The organism is Hanstruepera flava, from assembly GCF_023634025.1.
Taxonomy (GTDB): domain Bacteria; phylum Bacteroidota; class Bacteroidia; order Flavobacteriales; family Flavobacteriaceae; genus Hanstruepera; species Hanstruepera flava.
In genome coordinates this window covers 133,744-159,488 of record NZ_JALJCW010000001.1, presented here as the reverse complement: position 1 = coordinate 159,488, position 25,745 = coordinate 133,744, and the positions used below count along the sequence as shown (strand labels likewise).

At 36.9% G+C, this 25,745-nt stretch carries 27 protein-coding genes; 12 read left to right on the top strand and 15 right to left on the bottom strand.

What is annotated here, in order from left to right; translation table 11 throughout:
• Positions 1-104: 104 nt before the first annotated feature.
• Both MTX13_RS00855 and MTX13_RS00850 read right to left on the bottom strand, forming a co-directional pair.
• Positions 105-959 carry a CPBP family intramembrane glutamic endopeptidase gene (locus MTX13_RS00855; RefSeq protein ID WP_250432481.1) on the bottom strand — a complete coding sequence of 285 codons (855 nt, stop codon included), beginning with the start codon at positions 957-959 and terminating at the stop codon, positions 105-107.
• 325 nt (positions 960-1,284) lie between these two features.
• Positions 1,285-1,881 (bottom strand): N-acetylmuramoyl-L-alanine amidase family protein, encoded by a 597-nt coding sequence (locus MTX13_RS00850; RefSeq protein WP_250432480.1) that lies wholly within the window; start codon positions 1,879-1,881, stop codon positions 1,285-1,287.
• A gap of 117 nt (positions 1,882-1,998) precedes the next feature.
• Here MTX13_RS00850 and MTX13_RS00845 point away from each other — a divergent pair, with 117 nt between their 5' ends.
• Positions 1,999-2,604 (top strand): Crp/Fnr family transcriptional regulator, encoded by a 606-nt coding sequence (locus tag MTX13_RS00845; RefSeq protein WP_250432479.1) that lies wholly within the window; start codon positions 1,999-2,001, stop codon positions 2,602-2,604.
• Positions 2,605-2,725: 121 nt separating this feature from the next.
• The gene (locus tag MTX13_RS00840; protein WP_250432478.1) at positions 2,726-3,283 is read left to right on the top strand and encodes a YceI family protein; all 558 of its coding nucleotides are present in this window, start codon (positions 2,726-2,728) and stop codon (positions 3,281-3,283) included.
• Positions 3,284-3,404: 121 nt separating this feature from the next.
• On the opposite strand, the gene MTX13_RS00835 is transcribed toward MTX13_RS00840, so the two are convergent.
• From MTX13_RS00835 to MTX13_RS00820, 4 genes are all read right to left on the bottom strand, one after another.
• On the bottom strand, positions 3,405-3,890 hold the full coding sequence (locus MTX13_RS00835; protein ID WP_250432477.1) for a hypothetical protein: 486 nt from the start codon (positions 3,888-3,890) through the stop codon (positions 3,405-3,407).
• A 516-nt stretch (positions 3,891-4,406) separates the two neighbouring features.
• Complete coding sequence (locus tag MTX13_RS00830) at positions 4,407-5,234, bottom strand: RHS repeat domain-containing protein (protein WP_250432476.1); 828 nt, start codon at positions 5,232-5,234, stop codon at positions 4,407-4,409.
• Positions 5,235-5,329: 95 nt separating this feature from the next.
• The gene (locus MTX13_RS00825; protein ID WP_250432475.1) at positions 5,330-5,896 is read right to left on the bottom strand and encodes a hypothetical protein; all 567 of its coding nucleotides are present in this window, start codon (positions 5,894-5,896) and stop codon (positions 5,330-5,332) included.
• 84 nt (positions 5,897-5,980) lie between these two features.
• Entirely contained in the window at positions 5,981-6,499 is a 519-nt protein-coding gene (locus tag MTX13_RS00820; RefSeq protein WP_250432474.1) for a hypothetical protein, read from the bottom strand.
• Positions 6,500-6,799: 300 nt separating this feature from the next.
• Between MTX13_RS00820 and MTX13_RS00815 the strand changes: the two genes are divergently transcribed.
• From MTX13_RS00815 to MTX13_RS00795, 5 genes are all read left to right on the top strand, one after another.
• Positions 6,800-7,561 (top strand): NYN domain-containing protein, encoded by a 762-nt coding sequence (locus tag MTX13_RS00815; protein ID WP_223033409.1) that lies wholly within the window; start codon positions 6,800-6,802, stop codon positions 7,559-7,561.
• Positions 7,518-8,006 carry a DinB family protein gene (locus MTX13_RS00810; protein ID WP_317238866.1) on the top strand — a complete coding sequence of 163 codons (489 nt, stop codon included), beginning with the start codon at positions 7,518-7,520 and terminating at the stop codon, positions 8,004-8,006. The genes MTX13_RS00815 and MTX13_RS00810 overlap by 44 nt, the downstream gene beginning before the upstream one ends.
• A gap of 9 nt (positions 8,007-8,015) precedes the next feature.
• Positions 8,016-9,443 (top strand): formylglycine-generating enzyme family protein, encoded by a 1,428-nt coding sequence (locus tag MTX13_RS00805; RefSeq protein ID WP_250432473.1) that lies wholly within the window; start codon positions 8,016-8,018, stop codon positions 9,441-9,443.
• Positions 9,444-9,454: 11 nt separating this feature from the next.
• Positions 9,455-10,633: a C45 family autoproteolytic acyltransferase/hydolase gene (locus MTX13_RS00800; RefSeq protein WP_250432472.1), complete on the top strand. Its 1,179-nt coding sequence runs from the start codon at positions 9,455-9,457 to the stop codon at positions 10,631-10,633.
• A gap of 78 nt (positions 10,634-10,711) precedes the next feature.
• Positions 10,712-11,341: a MarC family protein gene (locus MTX13_RS00795; RefSeq protein WP_250432471.1), complete on the top strand. Its 630-nt coding sequence runs from the start codon at positions 10,712-10,714 to the stop codon at positions 11,339-11,341.
• A gap of 52 nt (positions 11,342-11,393) precedes the next feature.
• Here MTX13_RS00795 and MTX13_RS00790 read toward each other — a convergent pair whose 3' ends face one another.
• The 7 genes from MTX13_RS00790 to MTX13_RS00760 form a co-directional block, all read right to left on the bottom strand.
• Positions 11,394-11,957, bottom strand: coding sequence for a DUF1579 domain-containing protein (locus MTX13_RS00790; RefSeq protein ID WP_250432470.1), 564 nt, complete (start codon positions 11,955-11,957; stop codon positions 11,394-11,396).
• 39 nt (positions 11,958-11,996) lie between these two features.
• Entirely contained in the window at positions 11,997-13,538 is a 1,542-nt protein-coding gene (locus tag MTX13_RS00785) for an acyl-CoA carboxylase subunit beta (protein WP_250432469.1), read from the bottom strand.
• Between the two features lie 40 nt (positions 13,539-13,578).
• Entirely contained in the window at positions 13,579-15,021 is a 1,443-nt protein-coding gene (gene accC / locus MTX13_RS00780; RefSeq protein WP_250432468.1) for an acetyl-CoA carboxylase biotin carboxylase subunit, read from the bottom strand.
• A 1-nt stretch (position 15,022) separates the two neighbouring features.
• Positions 15,023-15,502 (bottom strand): biotin/lipoyl-containing protein, encoded by a 480-nt coding sequence (locus MTX13_RS00775; RefSeq protein ID WP_250432467.1) that lies wholly within the window; start codon positions 15,500-15,502, stop codon positions 15,023-15,025.
• A gap of 128 nt (positions 15,503-15,630) precedes the next feature.
• Positions 15,631-16,308, bottom strand: a complete 678-nt coding sequence (locus MTX13_RS00770) for a PrsW family intramembrane metalloprotease (RefSeq protein WP_250432466.1) — start codon at positions 16,306-16,308, stop codon at positions 15,631-15,633.
• Between the two features lie 25 nt (positions 16,309-16,333).
• Positions 16,334-16,885 carry an NUDIX hydrolase gene (locus tag MTX13_RS00765; protein ID WP_250432465.1) on the bottom strand — a complete coding sequence of 184 codons (552 nt, stop codon included), beginning with the start codon at positions 16,883-16,885 and terminating at the stop codon, positions 16,334-16,336.
• A gap of 49 nt (positions 16,886-16,934) precedes the next feature.
• On the bottom strand, positions 16,935-18,023 hold the full coding sequence (locus MTX13_RS00760; protein WP_250432464.1) for a M42 family metallopeptidase: 1,089 nt from the start codon (positions 18,021-18,023) through the stop codon (positions 16,935-16,937).
• 113 nt (positions 18,024-18,136) lie between these two features.
• Here MTX13_RS00760 and MTX13_RS00755 point away from each other — a divergent pair, with 113 nt between their 5' ends.
• The 3 genes from MTX13_RS00755 to MTX13_RS00745 all read left to right on the top strand — a co-directional run bounded on the left by MTX13_RS00755 (position 18,137) and on the right by MTX13_RS00745 (position 21,863).
• Positions 18,137-18,814: a DUF4294 domain-containing protein gene (locus tag MTX13_RS00755; protein ID WP_250432463.1), complete on the top strand. Its 678-nt coding sequence runs from the start codon at positions 18,137-18,139 to the stop codon at positions 18,812-18,814.
• Positions 18,814-19,440, top strand: a complete 627-nt coding sequence (gene trhA, locus MTX13_RS00750; protein WP_250432462.1) for a PAQR family membrane homeostasis protein TrhA — start codon at positions 18,814-18,816, stop codon at positions 19,438-19,440. The genes MTX13_RS00755 and trhA overlap by 1 nt, the downstream gene beginning before the upstream one ends.
• Before the next feature lie 83 nt (positions 19,441-19,523).
• Complete coding sequence (locus MTX13_RS00745) at positions 19,524-21,863, top strand: patatin-like phospholipase family protein (RefSeq protein ID WP_250432461.1); 2,340 nt, start codon at positions 19,524-19,526, stop codon at positions 21,861-21,863.
• 167 nt (positions 21,864-22,030) lie between these two features.
• Here the strand turns inward: MTX13_RS00745 and MTX13_RS00740 are convergent, their stop codons facing one another.
• Entirely contained in the window at positions 22,031-22,330 is a 300-nt protein-coding gene (locus MTX13_RS00740; protein WP_250432460.1) for a hypothetical protein, read from the bottom strand.
• 283 nt (positions 22,331-22,613) lie between these two features.
• Positions 22,614-23,489, bottom strand: a complete 876-nt coding sequence (locus MTX13_RS00735) for a sterol desaturase family protein (protein ID WP_250432459.1) — start codon at positions 23,487-23,489, stop codon at positions 22,614-22,616.
• A 223-nt stretch (positions 23,490-23,712) separates the two neighbouring features.
• Here MTX13_RS00735 and MTX13_RS00730 point away from each other — a divergent pair, with 223 nt between their 5' ends.
• Together MTX13_RS00730 and MTX13_RS00725 are read left to right on the top strand one after the other, a co-directional pair.
• Positions 23,713-25,518 carry a helix-turn-helix domain-containing protein gene (locus MTX13_RS00730; RefSeq protein WP_250432458.1) on the top strand — a complete coding sequence of 602 codons (1,806 nt, stop codon included), beginning with the start codon at positions 23,713-23,715 and terminating at the stop codon, positions 25,516-25,518.
• Between the two features lie 68 nt (positions 25,519-25,586).
• Positions 25,587-25,745 (top strand): hypothetical protein, encoded by a 159-nt coding sequence (locus MTX13_RS00725; protein ID WP_250432457.1) that lies wholly within the window; start codon positions 25,587-25,589, stop codon positions 25,743-25,745.

The window sequence follows — 25,745 nt, the reverse complement described above, 5'->3', positions numbered from 1 at the left end:
TGCAATGATACGAGCAGTACGTACCAACTGTGTGTTAGCCAATTTTTATAGGTTGCCTAAAACTGGCTATAAATTATATAATGTGTTGCGCAATATGCCTTTACTTACAATTTTTCTTTTATAGCTTTTCTCCAAAAATAAATTCCAAAAACAGAAGTTACAATAGCAAACATAATACCGTTTTCGCCAAGCCAATGTTCAGTTTCTTCAATTTTCGTGGTTAGTGGAGGCATTATTTTTTGAATATAGACATTACTCACTGCATGAAAAATGACTGCTGGCCATAGACTATTAGATTTAAAAGTGTAATAGGCCATAATAAATGACATAGAAATAATTACTATAAAGAATGTTATAAACTCCAATAGCACATTATTGCTATAGTATACTAGCAGCGGCCAATGCCAAGCAGCCCAAATAATTCCACTAAAAATAGATACACCGGTGAAGGAAAGCACCTTTCTTAATTCATAAATGAAAAACCCTCGCCATCCAATTTCTTCACCTAAAGTTGTTGCAGAAGCTCTTATCACTTCTACAGTTCCTAGTAAGATAATAGCTAAAATTGTGATTGCCGCTGGACTTAAAGTTCCTATTCCAAACAAACCAAGTTCTTTCCCCCATGCTGTAATAGACTCTTCATTAGCTAGATGTCCGAACCCCAAAACCCAGATTAGGATATAAGTGATTAATCCATATAAGGCAGGAATAAAATAAGACCATCGAATATATTTCCAATCTCCCCAATTCCAATTTAGCGAAGAAATTTTACGTCCTTTTATTTTTAAGGTAATAAATGCAGCAATTGCAGGACACCACATTATAGCTCCAACATAAATTCGTGAAGGGTATAAATTTACTAGGGCATAATGAAAAGGTGAAGTTAGAACAATAACTAGAGCAAGAAACAAAAAGATTGTTTTCCACGTTTCTTTTCGTTCCGATAAATTTTTAAGCATTTGGTTTAGGTTTGGTTTATTTTAGCAAGACGATAGGGTAGTATTTTTGTTACATTGTTGCCAACAATCAAATAAACACAATGGCGTGTATTCCCATTGTGTTTATTTTAAAACGTTAATAATATCCACCTACATAGGCGAATAAGGTTTTCAAATCTACTCAATTTTACTTACTCTACCCATACGTAAGTGTAGGTAATCTTTACATACGTAATCACAAAGTCTATTTGTGGTTAATGCACCAAAACACACCGTACTAAATTAGGTAAATAACATCTGCGTAAATAGGGGTGAATTACCCGCTTGAGTAATATTATACAGTTAACTACAACTGCTCCAGCGCTTTTAAAATACCTGTAGCTATGGCTGTTTGTCCAGTTTTACTGGTTAGGTAGTTTCTATCGTTCATATTCGATAAAAACCCCATTTCTAAAAATACCGAAGGACATGTGGTATTTTTTAACAGGTAGAATCCAACTTGATGTATGCCCCTAGACTTTGGTTGAATGTCCAAACGTTCTGAAATATTTGAAGCCAATTTTTTAGATTCCTCATGAAAGTCATTGTCGCCATAAAACAGTTCATATCCAGAAACCGATTCATCTTTATAGCCATTGGCATGTAACGACAGCATATAATGGGGATTCTGTTTGTTAATAAAGGCCATTCGATCTTTTAAACTTAAAAACGTATCAGAATCTCTTGTCAAAATAATTTCAACAGGACTGTTCTCTGCCAGCTCTTGCAGTTTAAGGGCAACCTTTAGGGCAATCTCTTTTTCAGTAATACTATGTCCTTGCTGTCCTTGGTCATGACCACCATGGCTCACATCAATAACCACCGTTTTTTGTTTGGAAGAAGTTGTAAAGGATAAGGTAATAATCAATAAGGCAGCGCCTAAAAGCTTTAGTAGGGTTTTCATAATCTTTTGGTTTAGTAGTATATAAACGGCTTTTATGCCCCTTTGTTGTAGCCGTTGTGGTTTTCTTTACCTATAAAAAGTATGTATAGTATTAAACAATAGCATTATTTACTATTTTTGATATTCAAATGTCTAAACCAAAAAATCATCCAGCGGTTATTCCATTATATCAGTAATTACATTGCGTTAACAGCTCAAGAACAAGAGTTGTTGTCTACCTATGTTTCCCAAAGAAAGTATCTAAAGGGTCAGTACATCCTGCAGCAAGGCGATATTTGCAAACACAGTAGTTTTATTTTACAGGGCTGTACCAAAATGTTCTTTGTGGACGATACCGGTCAAGAACACATCATCATGTTGGGTGTAGAAGATTGGTGGGTGTCAGATATTGGTAGTTTTATTGAGCAAAAACCGGCCCAGTTCAACATTCAATGTTTAGAAGATACCGTTTTGGCACAATTCCATGTCGATACTATTGATGATGTCTTTCAAAAAATCCCATCCCTAGAGCGGTTTTTTAGAAAACTGTTAGAGCGTGGTTTGGCAGCTTCCCAAAAGCGTATCATCCGAAACTTTAGCATGACGGCCAAAGAGCGCTATCTCTATTTTAAAAGCACTTATCCCAATATAGAGCAACGCATTCCGCAATACTTATTAGCGTCCTATTTAGGCATTACCAAAGAGTTCTTGAGTAAAATAAAAAGCCAATTGGCCGCTCAATAAACCCTCCAGCACACATGTTAAACTAGTTTAACATCATTTCATAAACTAGTTCATTTTTTAAACCATGTACTTGTGGCAACTTTGTAGTGTAAAATTAAATACACTAAATAATTTAAATACAATGAAACGATTAACACTCATTATGGTTGCATTCGCAACATTCACAACTATGAATGCTCAAAAAAAAGACATCAAAAAAGACGATAGCCAAGTACAGTGGAAAGGCTACAAAGTAACGGGCTCACATGAGGGTACCATAGCCATTAAATCAGGTAATCTGGTGTTTAATGGCGAAACCTTAACAGGTGGAAGTTTTGTAATGGATATGACCACTATTGGTTCTACAGACTTATCCGGAGAGTACAAAGGGAAACTAGACGGTCACTTAAAATCAGACGATTTCTTCGGAGTTGAAAAATACCCAACGTCACAATTAGTTTTTACTGAAGTTAAAGCTACAGGTAAAAATGCCTACGAAGTTATAGGAGATTTAACCATAAAAAACACCACGCATCCAGTAACATTTACCATGTCTGTTTACGGTAGTAAAGCCACGGCAAACCTAAAAATAGACCGTAGTAAGTACGATGTACGTTATAGATCTAGTAGCTTTTTCGATAACTTACAGGACAAGGTAATCTATGATGAATTCGACATCATAGCAGACTTACAGTTCTAATTAATAGCAAACAGCAAGCAACCCAATTAAAAAGCCACCCTTAAAGGTGGCTTTTTTGTTGGTTATTAGGTTGTTTTTTACCACAGTACTTTGTTGGCTACAGTATTTTTTAGTATTCTCTTTACGGACGTTTTTTGTATTCCGATAATATTTTTTCTTTATCTATTTCAGTCAGTCCAAATTCAGTTTGCATTTCAGGTGGAAATGGTGGGATTTGGTCGTCAATCATAAGCACATCTTGAACTAAATATTCTCCGATTTCTCTATTCCAACCAATACAACCTGATTGATAGTCGACCATATATGTTGTGTCTTGAATTGCTCTCAAGGTCAATTCAGTTCTATCGGCAAATTCTCTTTTTCTCAAAAGTCCCTCGTATGCAATCGCTTTTACAGTTCCATTTGGGTATTCAGTCAGTTTTAGAAGTTCAGATTCCGTAGCGTTTCTCATAATCCATCGTCTTCTGTCAACTTCGCTTTTCGTTGAAACTCCCATTCCGCCAACTCCACTTGTAATTCCACGTAATTCTGCGACCTGTATAGAGTCTTTTATTTCTGTTCTAATTCCGTTCCAATTATAACTCCAATTCGGTTCGTAGTTGCTCACAAATGCAGTAATAATTCCGATTCCGACAATTGTCAAAATCGGGAATAAAATCGAATATCGATTTCGTTTTTGATTATTTCTGCGAGTTCTTTTCATATTGTAGCCAACGACAGCGTTATGCGTAGTTACGTTTTGGATTTTAAAAATAGCGAATTTATTCGCTAATTTTTATAAATACAGAGTAAACGTAAACAAATTGCGTATAATGGCAGTTGGTTCACGTTTTCCCTCGATGGGCAGCGGAAGCTGTAATTAGTACAATCCCCAAGATTCCCGCGTCGTGCGCCATTTGGCATAACGCTGTCGTTGAATCACATATCCAAAGGGACGGGAGTGCGCAGCACGTAGTAACTTTGGTCAGCTTTAGCTGAATGTGATTCAACGGTTTTGTGTATGGCTTGTTGCGGGAAATCAGCTATGATTTTCCGCCGTAACCGAAAGATAGCAAATTGCAATGAATTCCGATTAGGAATTCAGCCGCAATGAGCTATACACGTTGTTGTGCAACGTGTTTTTTTATTCATAATATTCTATTTGTCTTTCCCAAACCATTCCTAACTCTCCATTAGAACTTCTCCTTTTAGAAATCCAATTTCCATTTTCGTCATATACATACTCAAAAGATGTTTGGTGTGTTTGTTCGTCTTGTTCGTTAAACCAGTTCTGAATAGTCATATTATTCATTTCGTCATATTCGGAAACAAACTTCATAAAACTTCCATCAGGATTGAATTTGAACTGTAAATTCTCATTTCCGTCTTTATCGTAAGAATATGTTCTACGGTCTTTTAAACTCCCATCTGGTTTATATCTAAATCTCTCAACCAATTTATTGTCAAAATTATATTTATAGAGATATTTCCAGCCGTTTTCACTTTCAGGACTTTTTAATATCATCTCTACATTATTACCTTTTTCATCGTATTTGTTTGATTGTATTTTAACCAAATTATCGCTTGAATCATAGGTTTTAACTTCAATCATATTATCGTTGTCATCATATGTGTAAGTCCAATAACCTTTTAATTCTCCAGAAGAATTCTTTTGCATAGTTTTTAATGCCTTGCCATTTTCATCTCTCTCATAAAAAGTCGTTTCGTAAATAGAGCCATCTATTTCATATTGTCCCAATTCGATTATCTTCTCATTTTTATCATAAACCTTATAAGAACTTAAATCAGTTTCAAATAGATTTTCTCGGCTTTTTAATTCACCATTTTCAGGTTTATACAAAACTTCCTTTACCATTTTCATTTTTGGTTTCAGACTGTCAGAATTCGATTGAGCAATAAGATTTGTTCCGGAAAAGGAAATCAGAATTCCGAGTAATAATATGTATTTCATAGGTTTGTTCATATGTTGCCCAACGGTCTCCTATAACCGTCAGTTACAGTTTTAAATTTAATGATTTTCGGTTAAGCAAATACGGTTATACAATGTTATAAGCTAGCTTTTCTCCATTTAAACAGCATTACTCTTTTCCGATTTTCAATGTCATTAACTCGTACAGCAGTCACATCTTCAATTCGGTAAATTACAGTTCCTTCGTCTTCTCCCATTTTCCCAACGCAATGCAGAATCAAGTCCGATTCAGATAGTTTGGTAATGAATCCAGAAAAATAATCAGAACCATTAATTTCCAAGCGAGCAATTCGGTCAGTTCCTTCGAGTTGTTTTAATATTCCAGTTTGCCATTCTTCGTCATCGTTTAATTCCAATTCAAATTTTTCATCTTTATCAAGTTCCGATGAATAGTCAATAAGACATTGCATTGCTTTTGCGTAATCATCGTCGAAGTCAACACTTTTTATGTTTTCGATTCGCTCAATAATAATTCCGTCCGATTTTCCATATTTAGTATAGTGTTGGATTGTAACTAATTCTTCATTATAATCTTTCACATATCCAGCCCAAAATCCGTCATCGTCATTATATTTCCAAATTCCGATAATTTCCTTGCTCTCTTTTGATTTATTTAAAATCTCAAATAATATACTTTCGCTCATTGTTTGGTTTATCTTGCTTGTAACGGTCTCTTATAACCGCCAGTTACGGTTTTAAAGTTAATAATTTCGGTTAAACAAATACGGTTATACAATGTTGTAAGCTGGCTTTTTTATTCGCTTTATTATTCTTATCAAACTCGGAACAATCGAAATAATAGCACTTATGCTTATAATCAATCCGTAATTTATTTCGTTCCAATGTATTTTTCTAATGCCGTTATCACAGGCAGTACATTCTGCAACTTTTATATTGCCATCGATAGCAGAAATTCCGATTATAGAAATTCCAAAGATTAACAGAAAAAGCATAATGTTTTTTAAAATCCGTTTTGGTTTAAGACCGATGTTCGCCAAAGAAAAAATCATTAAAGCAAGTCCGAAAATATATTCGAAAGTTCTGTCCGAAAATATTAAAATGTTTTTTCCCACAAACTGGATTCTATCAGAGGTTGAGAATCGAAAAACATCTTGAATTATTCCGCGAAAGTAGCCCTCAAAATAAAATCCAAGTCCCATTCCAAAAATAAATGCTATAACTCCTATTACAATTTTCCTTATCAAATCTATTTCTTTAGCTTGCGTACAACGGTCTCCTATAACCATCAGTTTAGGGATTAAAAATAATGATTTTCGGTTAAAAACAAGCGGGTGCAATTTCGAGTGGATTCTAGCCTGTCTCGAGCATAGTCGAGGGATAGTCGAATCCGCCGACAAGAGCGTAGCGACTGACGAAGCAAATGCGGTTATGCATCTTAAAGTTAGGTTAGTATCCAAGCTTAAAATTAAAATTATTAACAAATCTTGTTGATAACATACTGAAAATGAACAGTTACGGTTGTTTTTGTCAATATGTTATAGTGTAAAAACATTTATGATTACCTTTAAAGTTTAAACTACTATATAATGGATATTAAACTGGCCGTCCTTATCGATGGCGACAACATACCATCAGCTTACGTAAAAGAAATGATGGAAGAAATAGCCAAATACGGCAACCCAACCATAAAACGTATTTATGGCGACTGGACCAAACCACACCTTACCAAATGGAAAAACGTCCTGTTGGAAAATGCCATAACACCCATACAACAATACGGCTACACCCAAGGTAAAAACGCCACAGACTCTGCCATGATTATCGATGCCATGGATATACTCTACAGCCAAAAGGTTAACGGTTTTTGCCTCGTATCCTCCGATTCCGATTTTACTCGCCTGGCAACCCGTTTGCGCGAAGCCGGTATGCAAGTCTATGGCATAGGCGAGAAAAAAACACCAGACCCTTTTATAGTGGCCTGCGATAAGTTTATTTACATCGAAATATTAAAACAACAGGCCGATGATGACACCGCAGGCTCCAGTGGCTCCAAAAAAACAACCAAACCCAATTACGATACCATTACCCCAAAAGACATCCGCTTTATAGCCCATACCATTCAAGACCTCGCAGACGATGACGGCTGGGCATTTCTTGGCGATGTGGGCAGCCTCCTGCAAAAAAAACAACCCAATTTCGACTCCCGTAACTACGGCTTTCAAAAGCTTACACCACTAATCGAATCCATAAAAGACTTCGAAATAGATAAACGCGAAAGTGGTAACGGACGCTTTAAACTCGTATATGTACGCAACAAACAACGTAAAACCCGAAGACGCAAAAAGTAATATGCTAACACAAACCCTAACCAAGCTATTTGTACGCGACCTTTCCAAACTACAAGAGGAAATCAATCTGTACACCACCGAAAGCCAAATGTGGCAAGTTACCCATGGTATTTCAAATTCCGCAGGCAACTTGGCCTTGCACATAGTAGGCAATCTCAACCATTTTATAGGAGCCACATTGGGAAACACCGGTTACATCAGGCAACGCGATTTAGAGTTTTCCAGTAAAAACGTACCCAAAAACACCATTATAAACCAAATTGAAGACACCAAAACCATGCTAGAACAGGTATTGCCAACCCTAACCGAAGCAGACCTGCAGCAGGAGTACAAACGTCGTCCGTTTGAAGATTATATGACTACCGAATATTTTTTGGTACATTTAAGTATGCATTTGGCCTACCATTTGGGGCAAATTAATTACCATAGGCGTTTAATACCTTAAAGCATAACCATGAAAAAGTACCTATTATTATGCATCGTTTTGGCCTGTATCTGTGGGCAAACCTTACAAGCTACCGACCTAAAGATTACAAATGTACGTACCCTAAATAGAACAGAAGTAATAAACACACCTATAAGCGTTATGTTTGATATACAATGGGATAACGCTTGGCATAACCAAAAAAATCACGATGCGGTTTGGGTATTTATGAAATACAATGGCTATTACAACAACCATGTAAAACTGTTGCCTAAAGACTATAAGGTTTTGGTAAACCGGTCCGGAGCTGCTTCACAACCAACCATTGAATTTTCTGAAGATGGTTTGGGTTTTTTTATATACCCACAAAAAAACTATCGTGGTAGTATGAATTTTAAACTGCAAATACTAATTGATACCGAAGGCAAAGATATAGACCGTAATAAGTTAACCGGATTGTCGGTTTACGGATTAGAAATGGTATATATCCCACAAGGGCCATTTACATTAGGAAGTCCAGACCCAGCTGCTAAAGAGAAGGCTGCATTTTATAAAAGCGATAGCAACGGAGAGCCAGATGGGTTAATTACAATAACTTCAGAACAAGCATTTACGGTAGCACCAACAGCGGGTAGTTTATACTATTGGAGTAGAAACCCAATGTACAACGGTGACCAAAAAGGAACCATTCCAGAAGACTTCCCAAAAGGATATGAGGCCTTTTATATTATGAAGTACGAACTAACCCAAGGGCAGTATGCAGCCTTTCTTAATAGCCTGCCAGATACCGATACCTTTAAGCGGGCAGCTATAAGCGGTAGAACCTATCAGGATAATCGAGGCACTATAACATTGGTAAACGGTGTTTATAAAACGAATACGCCAAACCGCCCCATGAATTATATAAGCTTTACCGATGGCTTGGCATTTTCAGACTGGGCAGCTATAAGACCCATAACTGAATTGGAATACGAAAAAGCAGCACGTGGTCCCGATAAACCCATTCCTGCCGAGTTTGTTTGGGGGACCAATACGTATACCAATCTGGAACGTTATGTTGACAGTTCTGGAGAACTTATTTTAGCGAATAACTGGGACGAAAGCCAATTGAATGATGATAATAGGGACGTTTTTGGGGCCTCGTATTATTGGGTTATGGATTTGAGTGGTAGCCTTTGGGAAAAAGTAATTACTATTGGTAACCCAATAGGTCGCGAGTTTAAAGGTAGCCATGGCGATGGTAGTTTACGTTTTGGTAGTGCTACCAATCCCGATTGGCCTACTAGCGATAACGAAGTGGGAGGCTTTGGGTATCGTGGTGGTGGGTATTATGAGATGGGCACACCATATTCCGATTTTAATCCACATTCACCTATAGGGTATCGGTTTTATGGAGCTTGGTCTGGCGGACCACATTCCATAGCGTATGGGTATAGAGGCGGTCGTTCATCGCATTAAAACAATATATTATGAAAAAAAGAATCTTACTAATCATTCTTGTGTTGGTTGTTCTAAATGCTTTAGGGCAGAACAAGAATTCTAATCGCGTATTAAAAGAAATCACCTTATCAGGCACTGGCTACGACTTGGGTTTACAGCATGGTAAACACTTTAAAACAGAAATAGCAGAAATTGTTACCAAGTGGAAAGCCAACACCACTAAATATTTTAAAAAGGATGCCGAGTTAACCCTAGACGCCTTTTATAAACAAGCCAATTATGAAGCAGCCATAAAAGAACACACACCCAGTTTATATGAAGAGGTTAGGGGTATAGCCGATGGTTCTGGTCAAGCCTTTAGGGATATCTTGGTATTAAATTTATTAGATGAGTTTTGGGTGTATATTGACGAGTTGTACAATCACCATTGTAGCGATGTAGGCGTACCAAGCATAAATGGCAGTACCAGTTACATTGCCCAAAATATGGATATCGAAAGTTATACCGATGGGTATCAAACCTTAATTCGATTGGAACGAACCACAAACAGACCCGAACAATTAATACTAACACACCCTGGATTAATTGCCCTTAACGGCATGAACGAAACAGGCGTAGGTGTTGTGTTAAATACCATTATGCAGTTACAGGCATCAAACAGTGGTTTACCTGTGGCCTTTGTGGTAAGGCGGATTATCAATTCAACAGATAAAGCAGATCTGTTGCAATTTATTCAAAACGTCAAGCATGCCTCTGGGCAGAATTATATTATTGGAATTCGTGGAGAAGTTTATGACTTTGAAGCATCGGCCAACCAAGTAGTGCGATTTAATCCTAAAAACACCAATGGTACCGTATACCATACCAATCATCCCATTGTCAATACCGATGTAAAATCATGGTATGAAAAACATAAACCAACCGATGAAAATAAAAGCCAATTACAAAACACAAATAGCTATTTAAGGCTCGCAGCACTTAAAAAGCGTATGGTTGCAACTCCAGAAATTAATGATAACATTATTATGGATGCCTTACGCTCTAAAGACGACCCAGACAACCCGGTTTGCAACACGAATAATCATGATGGTAGAGGCTTTACCTTTGCTTCGGTTATCATGACCTTAACAGGCAATCTCAATTTTCAGATTACAGCAGGACCACCAGATGAATCCCAATACAAATCGGTAACATTCAGTAGTAAATAATTGATTGTTTCCTTACCAAAGTTTAAATATTTGGTAACGTTTGTTTGTGTAAAAAACACGGAATTTGCAGCAAAAACTATGGACTTATTTTTAATTAGTTTTGGTGCTTTATTCTCCATTATGAATCCTCTGGGAACGGTACCCGTTTTTGTAGGACTCACACAAGAAAACACTAAAAAAGAACGTGCGGTAACCGCTTTTTGGACCGCTATTGATGTGTTAGTTATTTTATTATTGTCCTTCTTTGCCGGGAAATATATTTTGTCTTTTTTTGGCATTAGTTTAAACGCTTTAAAAATAGCTGGCGGACTAATTATCGCCTCTTCGGGTTTTGCGTTGTTAACAGGAAAGTTTAGAGAGCATAAGGGCATGAAGCGCGAGAAGGTACAAAAGGATATTGAATCTCGCGACGCCATTTCGTTAACCCCTTTGGCGATACCTATGCTGGCCGGACCAGGAACCATTTCGTTATTGATTACCTATAACCAGGAGTATCAATCAGCAGTACAAATAGGTACTATTTTAGGAGCTATGGTATTGGTAACGGTTGCCATTTATTTGATTTTAAAATCGGCACATTTTATAGTGAAGTTTTTGGGTGCTTCAGGTATAAATGCCCTGTCACGTATTATTGGTTTTATCGTGATAGCAATAGGTGTGGAGTATATTTTATCGTCAGTTATAGCAGTTATTGGTGCAATACTATAAAAAAACCTTCTTTATAGTACATAAAGAAGGTTTTTAGTATTTAAAAAAAAATTTATTGATCTCTATTATAGGTGATTTCCATAGTTTTAAATTCATTACCATCCGTAACCATATACATTTCAAATACATGCTTGTCTTCAGATTTTTTAGTTAAAACATATTTTACATGCATGTCTTTTCCTGTGGCAGGATCCATCATTTTACCTTCTAGGGTTAGGACATCAGCTTTAGGATTATATTGCCCTTCCATAAACATGATACTACTACCAAAATTGTCAATCCATGTGCTTAAAAACTTTTTTTTGGCATTATCATAAGCCGTAATGCTTTCACCAAAAAAAGGTTGCCCCATCATTTCACCAGAATGCTGTGAGCGTTGGTACAAGCCATTCATAATCATTTCGTTTTTAGTAGTGGCTTTTGAAACCGTAGGTGGTTGGTCTGGAGCCATCCAGAATTTTACCGTAGCGTCCCAATTACCATTCATTGAGGCTAGCCATTTGTGATGTTCCCCTGGCGTCATGTTTTCTTGCCAGGCTTTCATTTCTTCAGGGGTTTGAGAAAAAGCAGTTATACCCATTACTAGGCAAACGCTTAAGAGAATTAATTTTTTCATGATGTTACAAGATTAATTAGTAAAAATAAAGATACTAAATTACAATGGAATATTACCATGTTTACGTTTAGGTCTATTCACGTCTTTATCTTCCAACATAGCAAAAGCCTTTATCAATTTCCGTCGCGTGTCTTTTGGTAAAATCACTTCATCTATAAAGCCACGTTCTGCAGCGCTATACGGATTGGCAAATAGATCGGCATACTCGGCTTCTTTCTCTTTCCATTTGGCCTCCTTATCTTCGGCAGCTTGAATATCGCGTTTAAATATAATTTCGGCAGCGCCTTTGGCACCCATAACGGCAATTTCGGCACTAGGCCATGCAAAATTCATATCGGCACCAATGTGTTTAGAGTTCATCACATCATAGGCACCGCCATAAGCTTTTCGCGTAATAACAGTTACCCTAGGTACAGTTGCTTCGCTAAAGGCATATAGTAATTTCGCACCATGTACAATAATACCGTTCCACTCTTGGTCTGTTCCCGGTAAAAAGCCTGGTACATCTTCTAACACCAATAAGGGGATATTAAAGGCATCGCAAAAACGGACAAAACGCGCCCCTTTTTTGGAGCTGTTTACATCTAAAACGCCTGCAAGAAACATAGGCTGATTGGCTACTATGCCTATACTTTTTCCACCCAATCTGGCAAAGCCTACAATAATGTTTTCGGCATAATCTTTATGGATTTCATAAAACGAATCTTGGTCTATAATACCAGCAATAACATCATGCATATCATAGGGCTTGTTGGCATTATCTGGAACGATATTAGATAAGACATCTCGAATTTCATCTTGCAATTCAAAAGGAATATCCAAAGCTTTTTCGGTATTGCTCTGTGGCATATAGCTTAAAAGTTGCTTAACCGATTCTAAACATTCAATATCATTGGAAGCCGTTTTGTGTGCCACTCCAGATTTTACGGAATGGGTGCTTGCACCACCTAGTTCTTCTGATGAAACCTCTTCGTTAGTAACGGTTTTCACCACATTAGGACCCGTAACAAACATATAGCTGGTATCTTGAACCATAATGGTAAAATCGGTCATGGCAGGCGAATAGACGGCCCCACCGGCACAAGGTCCCATAATAGCCGATATTTGTGGAATGACTCCAGAGGCCTGTACGTTTCTATAAAATATATCAGCATAACCACCCAACGAACGAACACCTTCTTGTATACGCGCACCGCCAGAATCGTTAAGCCCAATTAATGGCGCACCAACCTTTACAGCCAAGTCCATTATTTTACATATTTTTTCGGCATGTGTTTCAGAAAGAGATCCACCAAAAACTGTAAAATCTTGAGCAAATACATAAACTAAACGGCCATCTACTGTACCATAACCTGTAATAACACCATCGCCATAAAACTTTTGGTTTTCCATGCCAAAGTCCTTGGTACGGTGTGTAACCAATGCGCCTATTTCTTCAAACGAACCTTCGTCCATTAAATAGTCTACGCGTTCGCGAGCCGTTAGTTTTTTCTTTTCGTGTTGTTTGTCAATACGTTGTTGTCCGCCACCTAAATAGGCTTGGGTTAGTTTATCGTTTAGTATTTTTATTTTGTCTTCCATAATAGTATAAAGTCTATTTCTATTTGAAATATCTTAAGGTTTATTGTTTTGGTAAGCGTAATAGTTTTTTGTCTTCCAAATATTGCTTAAGTGCAATATGGGCAGCAATTTCGGCTTCTCGTTTTTGATCATCCAACAAAGCCTCTGGAGAATAGTATTTTTTCACGAAATGGGTATCAAAATGTCCAGACCTAAAGGCTTCATGTTCGCATACAAACCTACCAAATGGTAATGTGGTTTCAACACCTCTTACCTTATAAGCATCAATGGCTTGAATCATAAGTTGAATGGCTTCTTCTCTTGTGTTACCATAGGTAATTAATTTTGAAAGCATGGGATCGTAATAAATAGGAACTTCCATGCCTTCCTCAAATCCGTTATCTACTCGAATACCTTTACCAACAGGCAATTTATAGGTGTCTAGTGTTCCTACACTAGGTAAAAAGTTATTTAATGGATCTTCAGCATATACACGTAGTTCTAAAGCATGTCCGTGAATTTTTAAGTCTTCTTGTTGCATCTTTAGGGCTTCACCACGTGCTACACGTATTTGAAGTTCAACCAGGTCAACACCCGCAATAATTTCAGAAACAGGGTGTTCAACCTGTAAGCGTGTATTCATTTCCAGAAAGTAGAAGTTATGCTGGTCATCCAATAAAAACTCAACGGTACCAGCACCAATGTAATCACAAGAACGTGCTACATTAATGGCCGCTTCTCCCATTTTATCGCGTAATTCTGGAGTTAATACTGAAGAAGGCGCTTCTTCAACTACTTTTTGATGACGCCGTTGAATACTACATTCGCGTTCAAAAAAATGAAGAACATTGCCATGGTCGTCTGCCATAACTTGAATTTCAATATGGCGAGGCGAGCTTACATATTTTTCGATAAATACGGAACCATCACCAAAAGCCGAAGTCGCTTCGCTAATAGCGCGTTCCATTTGCGATTCTAAATCGCTTTCCTTTTCAACAACACGCATGCCTTTTCCGCCACCACCAGCTGATGCTTTAATTAAAATGGGAAAACCAATTTCTTGAGCAATGCTTTTGGCTTTAGCAACATCGGTAATGGCTTCATCAATACCAGGTACCATAGGAATATTGTATGCTTTTACGGTTTCTTTAGCTGCCAATTTACTACCCATAACCCGAATGGCCTTAGAGCGTGGACCAATAAAAACAATGTTGTTTTTTTCACATAACTCGGCAAACTCGGCATTTTCACTTAAAAATCCATAACCTGGATGTATGGCATCCACATCTAAATCTTTACAAGCTTCAATAATTTTATCGGCTCTTAAATACGATTGGCTTGAAGGGGCTTCTCCCAACAATACCGCTTCATCGGCGTACTTAACATGCGGTGCATGCCTATCGGCTGTAGAATATACGGCAACCGTTTTAATGCCCATTTTCTTGGCTGTACGCATAACACGAATAGCAATTTCACCTCGGTTGGCGATAAGTATCTTTTTCATTCTATTCTAATTCTATTAAGAGTTGGTTTTTATCTACTGCATTTCCATTCTTTACGGCTATATGTTTTATAACAGCATCTCTTGGTGCTGTAATTACATTTTCCATTTTCATGGCTTCAAGAATGAGTATCGGGTCGTCTTCTTTTACTTCTTGTCCTTCTTTTACACTTATTTCAAGTATTAAACCAGGCATAGGTGCTTTTACATCGTTAACACGTTTGGCTGCACCAACCTCGAAGCCCATATCTTTAATCAAGATATCCAGATCGCTCATTATAGCAACGTCATAGGTGTTGTTATTAACAGTAACGGTATAGGTTTTCTTGTTAAAATTACTTTTGGTTATTTTGGCGTTAAAGGTTTCGTTATGATTTAAAACATGAAACTGGGAATCTGAAATTTTAATGGCATCGAATTGATTGAGCGCTTCTTGATTAATATCAAATGTCAAGTCGCCATTAACAATAGTTTTATAGGTCATGAATAAAAATTTAATTATTGTAATACGAAACGAATACTAGATTCGTTTTTTTTTGATGGTTTAAAAATACGGGTAAAATTACAACTCTCCTAATTAAGATTATATGAAGAAAATCAGGTTTTGCCAAACTATAATTTTTGGCGTAAATGCGAATTGATTTGATGGGCCTTAATGGCGTTTCTAGACAATATAATACCTACAATTAAAGACACAAATGCGCCAATCCAAACTCCTGGTACAAAGTCAATGAATAAGAAAAAGTCATAGGCTCCATGGAATACAATGGCCAACAAAAGGCCTTTTAAATTAAGTTGCGCCCGATTATTGGAAAACTTGGCTTGCCCCATAAAATAGCCCATAAGTATGGCAAACGTAGCATGTGCAGGTATTGCGGTAAAGGCACGTAAAATGGCAATTTCGTAACCACCTTCCAGGACATAGAAAATATTTTCTGTAGCTGCAAAACCCATCGATACCATCACAGCATAGACTATACCGTCAAAAGGTTCGTTAAAGGCGTCTTTGGTTTGCGCATAATACCTTACTATAATGTATTTACTAAACTCTTCGGTAAATCCAACAACAAAAAAGGCCCTTATAAATTGCTGCATAATATCTAGTTTATCTAAAGTAACCACATAATCAAACATCATATACAAAATGGTGGTGATAATTATACTTACAAAACCACCGAACATAAAGCAGTAAAAGAGTAGGAGCTTGGGTTCTTTATCATACTTATCCTTTAAGTAGATGTATAATATAATAACGCAAACGGGAGCTATGGCAAAAAGTAATAAATTCATAATCGGGTTATAAAAATAGAAAAAATCATGAAGTTAATTGTGCAATGGTATGGAACACAAACTCATAATAGGGTCTATTACTTGATATAAAATGCTTGTTATAATCACTGGTATCCAAAGCTTTTAAACACGCTGAAATGCTTAATAGTTTTAAGGCTTCAACTTCACCCTGTTGTGGTTTAAGTTGATCAATGGGTGTTTGTAATTCTACAATAAACGTATGGTGGAATTCATTATCGACTATTCCGTTATCATAGGTTTGAAAACACGGAAAAACACCTATTTTCTGTAAATCAGACTCGCGTATTGCCAAGCCAATTTCTTCTAGGGTTTCGCGAATAGCTGCTTCCACAATAGTCTCTCCAGCATCTACATGCCCGGCAACAGATACATCCCATAACAAAGGGCAAATAGCTTTTGTTGCAGCGCGTTGTGCCAAGAGTATGTCGCCACTTGCTGTATATAACCATAAATGGGCCGTATTATGGTAAAACCCTTGGGTGTGGATTTCAGATTTTAAGGCTGTTTGTCCTGTGGGTTCACCATTTTTATCAACAATGTCAATACGTTCGTCCATGATTAAAAAAGCCTCATTCAAGAGGCTTAATGTAATGTGTGTTTATGTCTTACTTAAAATACGAAAATGTTTCACCGTCTTCTATTTTAAGTAAGGTTTCATAAATTAATCGAATAACATTTTCAACGTCGTCTTTATGAACCATTTCCACTGTGGTATGCATATAACGTAATGGTAACGAAATTAAAGCCGAGGCAACACCTCCATTACTATAAGCAAATGCATCGGTATCGGTTCCTGTAGCTCGTGATAATGCCGAACGCTGAAATGGTATATTTTTTTCTTCGGCTGTATCGGTAATTAAATCGCGCAATTTTTGTTGTACAGCAGGTGCATAGGCAACAACAGGACCAAGACCTAATTCCAAATGGCCTTCTTTTTTCTTTTCAATCATGGGTGTCGTGGTATCGTGGGTTACATCGGTAACTATCGCCACGTTAGGTTTAATGGTTTGGGTAATCATTTCGGCACCACGCAAACCAATTTCTTCTTGTACCGAGTTTGTAATATATAAACCAAAGGGTAAGGATTTTTTATTCTCCTTTAACAAACGCGCCACTTCTGCAATCATAAAACCACCCATTCGGTTATCTAAAGCACGACAAACAAACTTATCCTTATTAAGGATATGAAATTCATCAGGATAGGTAATAACACAACCTACATGAACACCCATTTTTTCTACTTCAGCTTTATCTTTGGCACCAATGTCTATGGTAATATTATCAGGCTTTGGGGCTTCTTCTTTAGATTTATTTCTTGTGTGAATGGCTGGCCATCCAAAAACACCTTTTACAATCCCTTTTTTAGTGTGGATATCTACAATTTTACTAGGTGCAATTTGGTGGTCGCTTCCACCGTTACGAATAACGTAAATTAAGCCGTTATCCGTAATATAATTGACATACCACGAAATTTCATCGGCATGACCTTCAATAACTACTTTGTATTTCGCTTTAGGGTTTATAACTCCTACAGCAGTTCCGTAGGTATCGGTAATAAACTCATCGACATATGGTTTTAAATAGTCCATCCAAATTTTCTGACCTTCCCATTCGTAACCTGTTGGCGATGCATTGTTTAAATATTTTTCTAAAAAGTCCATCGACTTTTTGTTGAGTACACTCTTTTTTGCCATGTTTCAATATTTTGGACTAAAATAATAATATTAATACGATTTTAAGGTTTATGCTCATGTAAATTATTAATTTTACAATCGCTTTTGGAACAATTTTAGTTGCCCATTATTACATGAATAAAATTGTATTGATATTTCTCTTATTTCCGTGTTTTTTGTTTGCTCAAATTAACGCAAACGTACAAGATTCAACAGACACGTATTATATAATCGTGGAAGGCGATTCCATTCCACAGTCGGCTATTAATTTAGATGAGGTTACACTGCTTCACAAGTTGAAATTTGATAGTAAAGAAGACCGGCGACGTTACTTAATTATTAGACGGAAAACCATTAAGGTGTATCCTTACGCAAAACTGGCAGCAGAGCGATTGGAGTCCTTAAATGAACGTTTAAAGACTTTGGAAAAGCAAAGTGAGAAACGCAAGTACATGAAAATGATTCAAAAGTATATTGAAGAGGAATTTTCAGAAGAGCTAAAAAAACTCACGCGAACCGAAGGGCAGATATTGGTTAAGCTTATCCATAGGCAAACCGGACAAACGGCTTTTGAATTGATCAAAGAGTTGCGAAGTGGCTGGCGTGCCTTCTGGTTTAACAGTACGGCCAACTTATTTGATATTTCCTTAAAGGAAGAGTTTGACCCCTATAACAATAAAGAAGATTATTTAATTGAAGATGTCTTGCAACGCAACTTTATTGGAGGAACATTAGAACCCCAAAAATCAGCTTTAGATTTTGATTTTTTAGAACTTACTCAAAAGTGGTTATACGAAAATAAAAAACCATAATGCGTCAACAAACTCCATTAGAGGAACAACTTAATGCAGGAACTCATGGTATTGCTGCACTTTTGGGAATTGTAGCACTTGTTCTGTTAATTGTTTTTAATACCAATAAAACACCGTACAGTCTGTTTAGTGTTGTGATTTACGGTATATCAATAATTGTATTGTTTTCGGCTTCAACCCTATACCATGCCATAAAACGCGAAAAGCACAAGCACTATTTTCGAGTTTTAGATCACATTAGTATTTACCTGTTAATTGCAGGAACCTATTCTCCGGTATGTTTAATTCTATTGGAGCAAAGTAAAGGCTGGTTGTTGTTCTGGATTGTTTGGGGTATTGCCGCATTGGGGCTTATCTTAAAAATATTCTTTACGGGTAAATACGAAGCCTTGTCCTTGGTATTATACTTGGCAATGGGTTGGTTGGTTGTCTTCGATTTTACGTATTTATCTGAAGTTTTAGGGCCTAAAGGTGTGTTGTGGTTATTTGCTGGCGGACTATTTTATACCTTGGGTATTGTGTTTTATGCCATAGAACGTATTCCGTATAACCATGTTATTTGGCATCTATTTGTTTTAGCGGGAGCCCTATCCCATTTTTTTATGGTGTTTTGGTATGTTATTTAAATAGCAAATGGTCTAAAGATTACAATTTGATAACAGAAGTTATAAATGAATTGTTATTTTTACTAGCATATTGAGATTCAGCTATGTTAAAACCGCATTTTTCAACCCAATCCATTTATTTAGTTTTTCTTTTTATTGCGTTTTTTGCTACTTCTTTCCAAGCGTTTTCACAAGAAGAAAAACCTAAAGTAGCCTTGGTTTTAAGTGGAGGAGGCGCTAAGGGTATTGCGCATATTCCCGTATTGCAAAAACTGGATAGTTTGGGTATTGTACCCGATTTAATTGTTGGTACGAGTATGGGGAGTGTTATTGGCGGATTGTATGCGGCAGGCTACTCTGGTGATAGTATTGCCCAAATGACCCAAAATGTGGATTGGGATAAATTATTGGGAGGGGAGGTGTCTTTAACCGATGTTAGTGTTGAAGAGAAAAGTGAGTTTGGCAGATACTTGGTGAATTTTGATGTTATAAACGGCAGGCCTAAAATAAAGGCCGCTTTATTAAAGGACCAAAACTTAAGGGAGTTTTTATCAGCCCTTTTATATCCGGTTTATGATGTTACTAATTTTGATGATCTATCCATTCCCTTTCGCTCTGTATCAACCGATTTGGTCAACGGAAAAGAGGTTGTCCTATCTGAAGGCTCTCTGTTATTGGCCATAAGGTCAAGTATGTCTATACCCAGTGTGTTTGAACCGGTTAGGTATAACGATGTTTTATTGGTAGATGGTGGTGTTTTAAATAATTTCCCTACAGATATTGCCAAGAAAATGGGAGCCGATATTATTATTGGTAGCGATGTAGGTGGTGGGCTGGAACCCATAGAGAAGCTAGATAATATAGCGACAATTTTATTTCAAACCTCTATGCTAACCAGTAATTTACGGGTGCCGGAAAACAGAGCACTGTGTGATGTTTTAATAAATCATTACCCCAATTTAACCTATTCAACTCAAGACTTTAATAGTGGTGTTGATATTTACAAGCAAGGCTTAATTGCTACCCATAATAGTTTGCCAGAACTGGAAAAGCTAGCCCAACAAATTGTGCCTTTCCCTCAACGCGACCATAAACTACCCAATACGAAGGACGAAATGGTGTTTACGGAAATTACATACGAAAACATAAGTCCAGAAAATTTAAGTTTGGTTAAAGCCAGAATGGGGCTCAAGACCCAAGTGACCTATACTTCAAAGGCTTTGCGCAAAGCCGTTGATCGTGCTATGGGCACCGAGCTTTTTTATCAATTAACCTATAGGGTTCGGGTTGTAAATGGCCAAAACATATTAATTTTAACAGGGTACGAAAAGTCACCCAATCAAATAAGCGGAGCCTTGCATTACGATACCAATCAAGGAGTGGGCTTGGTAGTAAACTATACAGGGCGTAATATTTTAGGACATTCCTCAAGGTTGCTATTGGGGCTGGATATAGCCGAGCAGCCCAAGTTTAGGGTACAGTACCAACAAAATATTGGCGATACTAAAAATTGGTGGTGGCGCGCGCAGCTATTTGGCGAAAAAATCAGACAGAGTTTTTATTCATTTGGTAATAAAGGCGATGAGCTTAAACGCAATTTCTTTAAATCGAATTTACAGTTTAATAGAGACCTGCATACACTGTATAACTATGTGGGGTTGGATTTTAATTACGAATACACCAAAATAAAACCCAAACTCGACCCTTCTATTAACAATAATGTATACGATTTAAGACGCTATAGTTATAAAAACTTGGAGATCAGTGTGTATTTTCAGCATAATAGTTTAAACAGTGTTTTCTTTCCAACACAAGGGACTTTTATTATGGCACGGCTTTCCAGATCAGTATATAATCATGCAGATGTAGAGTACGATCAATTTAACGACTTTAATACCAATGGCAGTACCAATGGGTTTACCAAAACTACGCTTACGTTTGAAAAGCGACTGCCGTTAAACAAATCGATAAGCTTTGTACTTGCTGCCAATTCAGGGTTAACCTTTATTGATAGTAGGGATTCCAGTGACTTGTCTTTTGTGGCTTTGGGTTCGGGAGCCCAATATTATCTGGGCGGCTTTTTGCCGCACAACAGACGTGATTCCTATAGATTTAACGGTCTGCGTGATTCAGAACTTATTGTCACGCAATTTATTATGGCTCGTGCAGCTGCCCAAATCCAGATACTGCGTAATATTTATGCCACACCGTATTTAAATATGGGATCGGTGGGCTTTGGCGATGCTGATGCGTATCTTAAGGAGCTATTTTCTCCCGATGGTAAATGGATAGACACCAATACCACGAGCTTCCTTTTTTCTGCTGGGACAACGCTGTCTTACGATTCGCTTTTGGGCCCCGTAAATTTTGATATTGCCTATCTGAATAACGAGAATATGTTTAACCTGTTCTTTAGTGTGGGCTTACGATTAAGTATTCCTTAATACTGTGTTTGGGCATGGCAAGTGCGACATACCATGTCATAAAAAACTAGCGCTTTTATAATTAGCTTTGTACTGTAAAGATCAATGAATAAGAAAGATTTGATTGATAGTGTTAGTTTTTTTTGGTTAGTAAAAAAAGGCCTTGCTACTGTAGCAAGGCTTTTTATTTAGTCTTCGCTTATTGTAAGTACCAAAATAAAGTCAGGACCACCATCAACTGGATAGCCTGAAATGCTTTGGCCTTCAATGGTTACTAATTTGCCCATGTAGTCATTCAAGTCAATGCTATCACTTTTTAGGGCATAAAAGGTATCACCTTCCAAAGTGTGGGTGCCATATTGGTAACTGGTAATGCCACTTTCTTGAACAATACCACTGGCTTTAATGTCATAGTCTTTTTGGTCTTTACATTGCATTAGTGCTAATGCAAAAACACATAAGGTAAGGGTTCTCTTTAGGTATTTCAACGTGTTTTGTTTTTTGGGTTAACAACTAAATGTAGTAAATAATTATTAAAACCTTGTGGCTGCAAACAGGGTTTACCATATGACATGCGGTGTCATAAGACATCCCGTGTCATATGGCAACAGGTAATAGCCTTGTACCTTTGTAGTGTTATAAAGAATCATAGGTTTTATAGTTTAATAGCAAACCAATAGATTGATTAATAGCAAATAGTTTTTTGGTTGATTGAGAAGAGCCTCACCCTTGTGAGGCTCTTTGTTTTTGTAGTCCGTAATTCGCTAATTATTACCGCTGCCCCTTTTTAAAACCATAGGTGTTTTGACCAATAAAGTCCCGCGGAAATGTATCATCACCTTCAAACCCCAGTTCTATGGTACCGCTATCTTCAGGAATGTAATTGGTTTTAAAAATATAATCCCAAAGGCTTAAACTTATACCGTAGTTAACGCCGTGCTTGCCTTCAGGTAAATGGTAGGCATGGTGGTATAAGTGCATAACCGGGTTGTTAAAGATATACTTTAAAGGGCCCCAGGTAATTTTAATATTCGAATGGTTTAGGTGCCCTATGGCTATGGTTATAAAGTGTACCACATAAGCCTGTTCGGGTTCAAACCCGCCAATAATCATAACGCCAAAGGTTTTTAAGGGCTTATAAAGCACATTCTCCATCCAGTGGTAACGTAAATGCGCTGCAAACCCCATTTCCTTTACACTATGGTGCACCTTATGGAACTTCCATAAAAACCCATACCGGTGCAACAACACATGGGTAAACCACTGTACAAAATCCAATATTATAAAAAAGACCAATAATTGTGTCCAAAGCGGCCAATTGGACATATCTATTAGGGCTAGACTTTTAGCCGTAATATTAAAGTTGGCAAATACTAAACCTAATATTTCGTAAACCCCACTTATTACGATTGAGAAAATAAAGAAGTTAAAAAACATGTAAAAGGCATCCAGCCAAAAATCGCGTCTAAAAATGGCCTGTTCCTTGCGCCAAGGGAAAGCAATCTCCAAAAGCCAAACGGCTAGCGATATGGCTATAAGTCCCCAGAAATAGTTGGTGTACCAGGGCACTTCAAAAATTATGGAGCGCCAGGTCCAATCTACTGTTCCCATAAAGGCGTTTACAAAAGCATCTATATAGTTTTCCATGGCTATGTGTTATCTTTTTTTTAACTAAAGGGTTAAGCTCTGTTTTTAAAAGAGCAAGTTACAACATATTAATTTTTGCTTCTGTATCTTTTGTCACATAATGTGCCAGGGATGTATAGCCTAATAGTCTTGTAAATGTAACAAATTTGAGAATCTGTATAGTTTACTTTTTTTCTTTTCCTATCTTTAAACCCACCCTGTAACCAATCAATAATACATTTTAATGCCTTCTAATACATCCGCAAACAAAACTACTGTAGCCGTTTTGCCTTTTGTCAATATGAGTAAAAGTAAGGACAACGAGTACTTCTGCGATGGTTTAACGGAAGAAGTCATTAATGCCTTGGCTAAAATCAAAGCTTTGGCTGTGACCTCAAGAACATCATCATTTTACTTTAAAAATAGACAAGTTACTACTAGCGAGGTTCGAGAAAAACTTAATGTAGCAACCTTTATAGAAGGTAGTGTAAGATTAGCTAAATCCAAAATGCGTATCACAGTACAGATGATAGATACGGCAGAAGATTTCCATTTTTGGTCCGAAACATTCGATAGAAATCTGGATGATATTTTTGCTGTACAAGATGAAATAAGCTTATTTATTGCCGAGCGTTTACGGGAGCATATTGGGCATATTGAAATTCAAGATAAACTAGTAGAGCCTATTGATGTTCCTGTAGATATTTATAGAGAATATCTGAAAGGGAGGTATTACATCATGAAGTTGGATTATAAAAACTCTATAAAGGGTATCAATATTCTTCAAAATCTCATAAAAAAAGCACCCAATTTTTCAAATCCCTATCTAGATATTAATCTAGCCTATGTTAATTTGGGAACCATGGGATTGTTACCTGCATTTGAAGCCTACGAGAAGGCCCAGCCTTTTTTGTTAAAGGCATTGGAGTTAGACCCAAAATCATCACGGTCTCAATTAAATTTAGCTTGGATAGAATGCTGGCAGAACTGGAATCTTAAGAAAGCTTACGAACATGCCCATAAGGCATTGGAGATTCAACAGGCAGACGATATTTACTTAACCATTTCTAACTTTTTAACGGTTGAGGGTAAGTTAGATGCGGCACGTAATTATCTTGACAAAGCCTTACAGTTAGACCCTTATGCCGCTATCAACCATCATTATAAGGGGTTTTTATATTACTTACAAGAAGAATACACCACAGCCATACCTTTCTTAAAAAAGGCATTGGAGCTGGACGCAAAGTTACCATTTCCACCCATTTATATTGGGCTTTGTTTGTTACTATCAGGTAAACCACATGAAGCTTTAGCATATTTCGGTTCGCTTAAAGGCTTTTCTGTAAAAGACCTCACTAAATTAGGAGGTGAAACCATGTGCTATGCAAAGCTCAATGAAATGGAAAAATGTAATGATGGATTAAAGGAATTAGAAACTTATTTAACAACAGCGCTAGTAGATAAGGCTTTTACATTTTTGATATTAGTTAATGCCTTGTTAGGTAATTATGAAAAAGTAGTTGATTTAATTACTCAAGCATACCATAAACGGTTGCCATTAATTTTATTATTAAATCCATCACCAATTCTTAAGCCTTTAAAAAATCATAAAGGATTTAAAGACATCATGCTGAAAGCCATTCCAGATAATGTCAACTACAAACAAAATAAAAAGTACAAACAGGCATTACTGGATACCAACGAAATTGAAAGGTTTAGTAAAGAATTAGAACAGATTATGGTAGATTACAAACTGTACCTAAATCCCGATCTGGCATTAAAGGACTTGGCATCTTATCTGGAGCTTCCGGCAAATTATGTCTCTCAATTGTTAAATATGGGCTTTCAGAAAAACTTTTCAGAATATGTAAATTCTTATAGGGTAAAAGCGTTTAAAGAGCGTATTCTTTTAGAGGAAAACAAAGGCTTGACCATTATGGCTGTAGCATATGATAGTGGTTTTAATTCTAAAACAGTCTTTAATACGTTTTTCAAAAAAATAGAAGGGATAACACCAAATGCGTACATCAAAAGCACCCTGAAAAATTAGTTCCGATTTCATAATTAGAACGATCATAAAAACTTCCAACATTACTTTTGTAGTCTAAAGTATGGAACATGAAAACTAAAAAAAGTAAGAAAGGCGTTAGATTAGGAATAGGAATCATACTAGGCACTATTATAGGGTATGTAACCTCAAATATGCAATTATGGTTTGTACTAGGCATTGCTATAGGCGCTGCTTTAGAATATGGATCAAACAAAAAACAATCATAA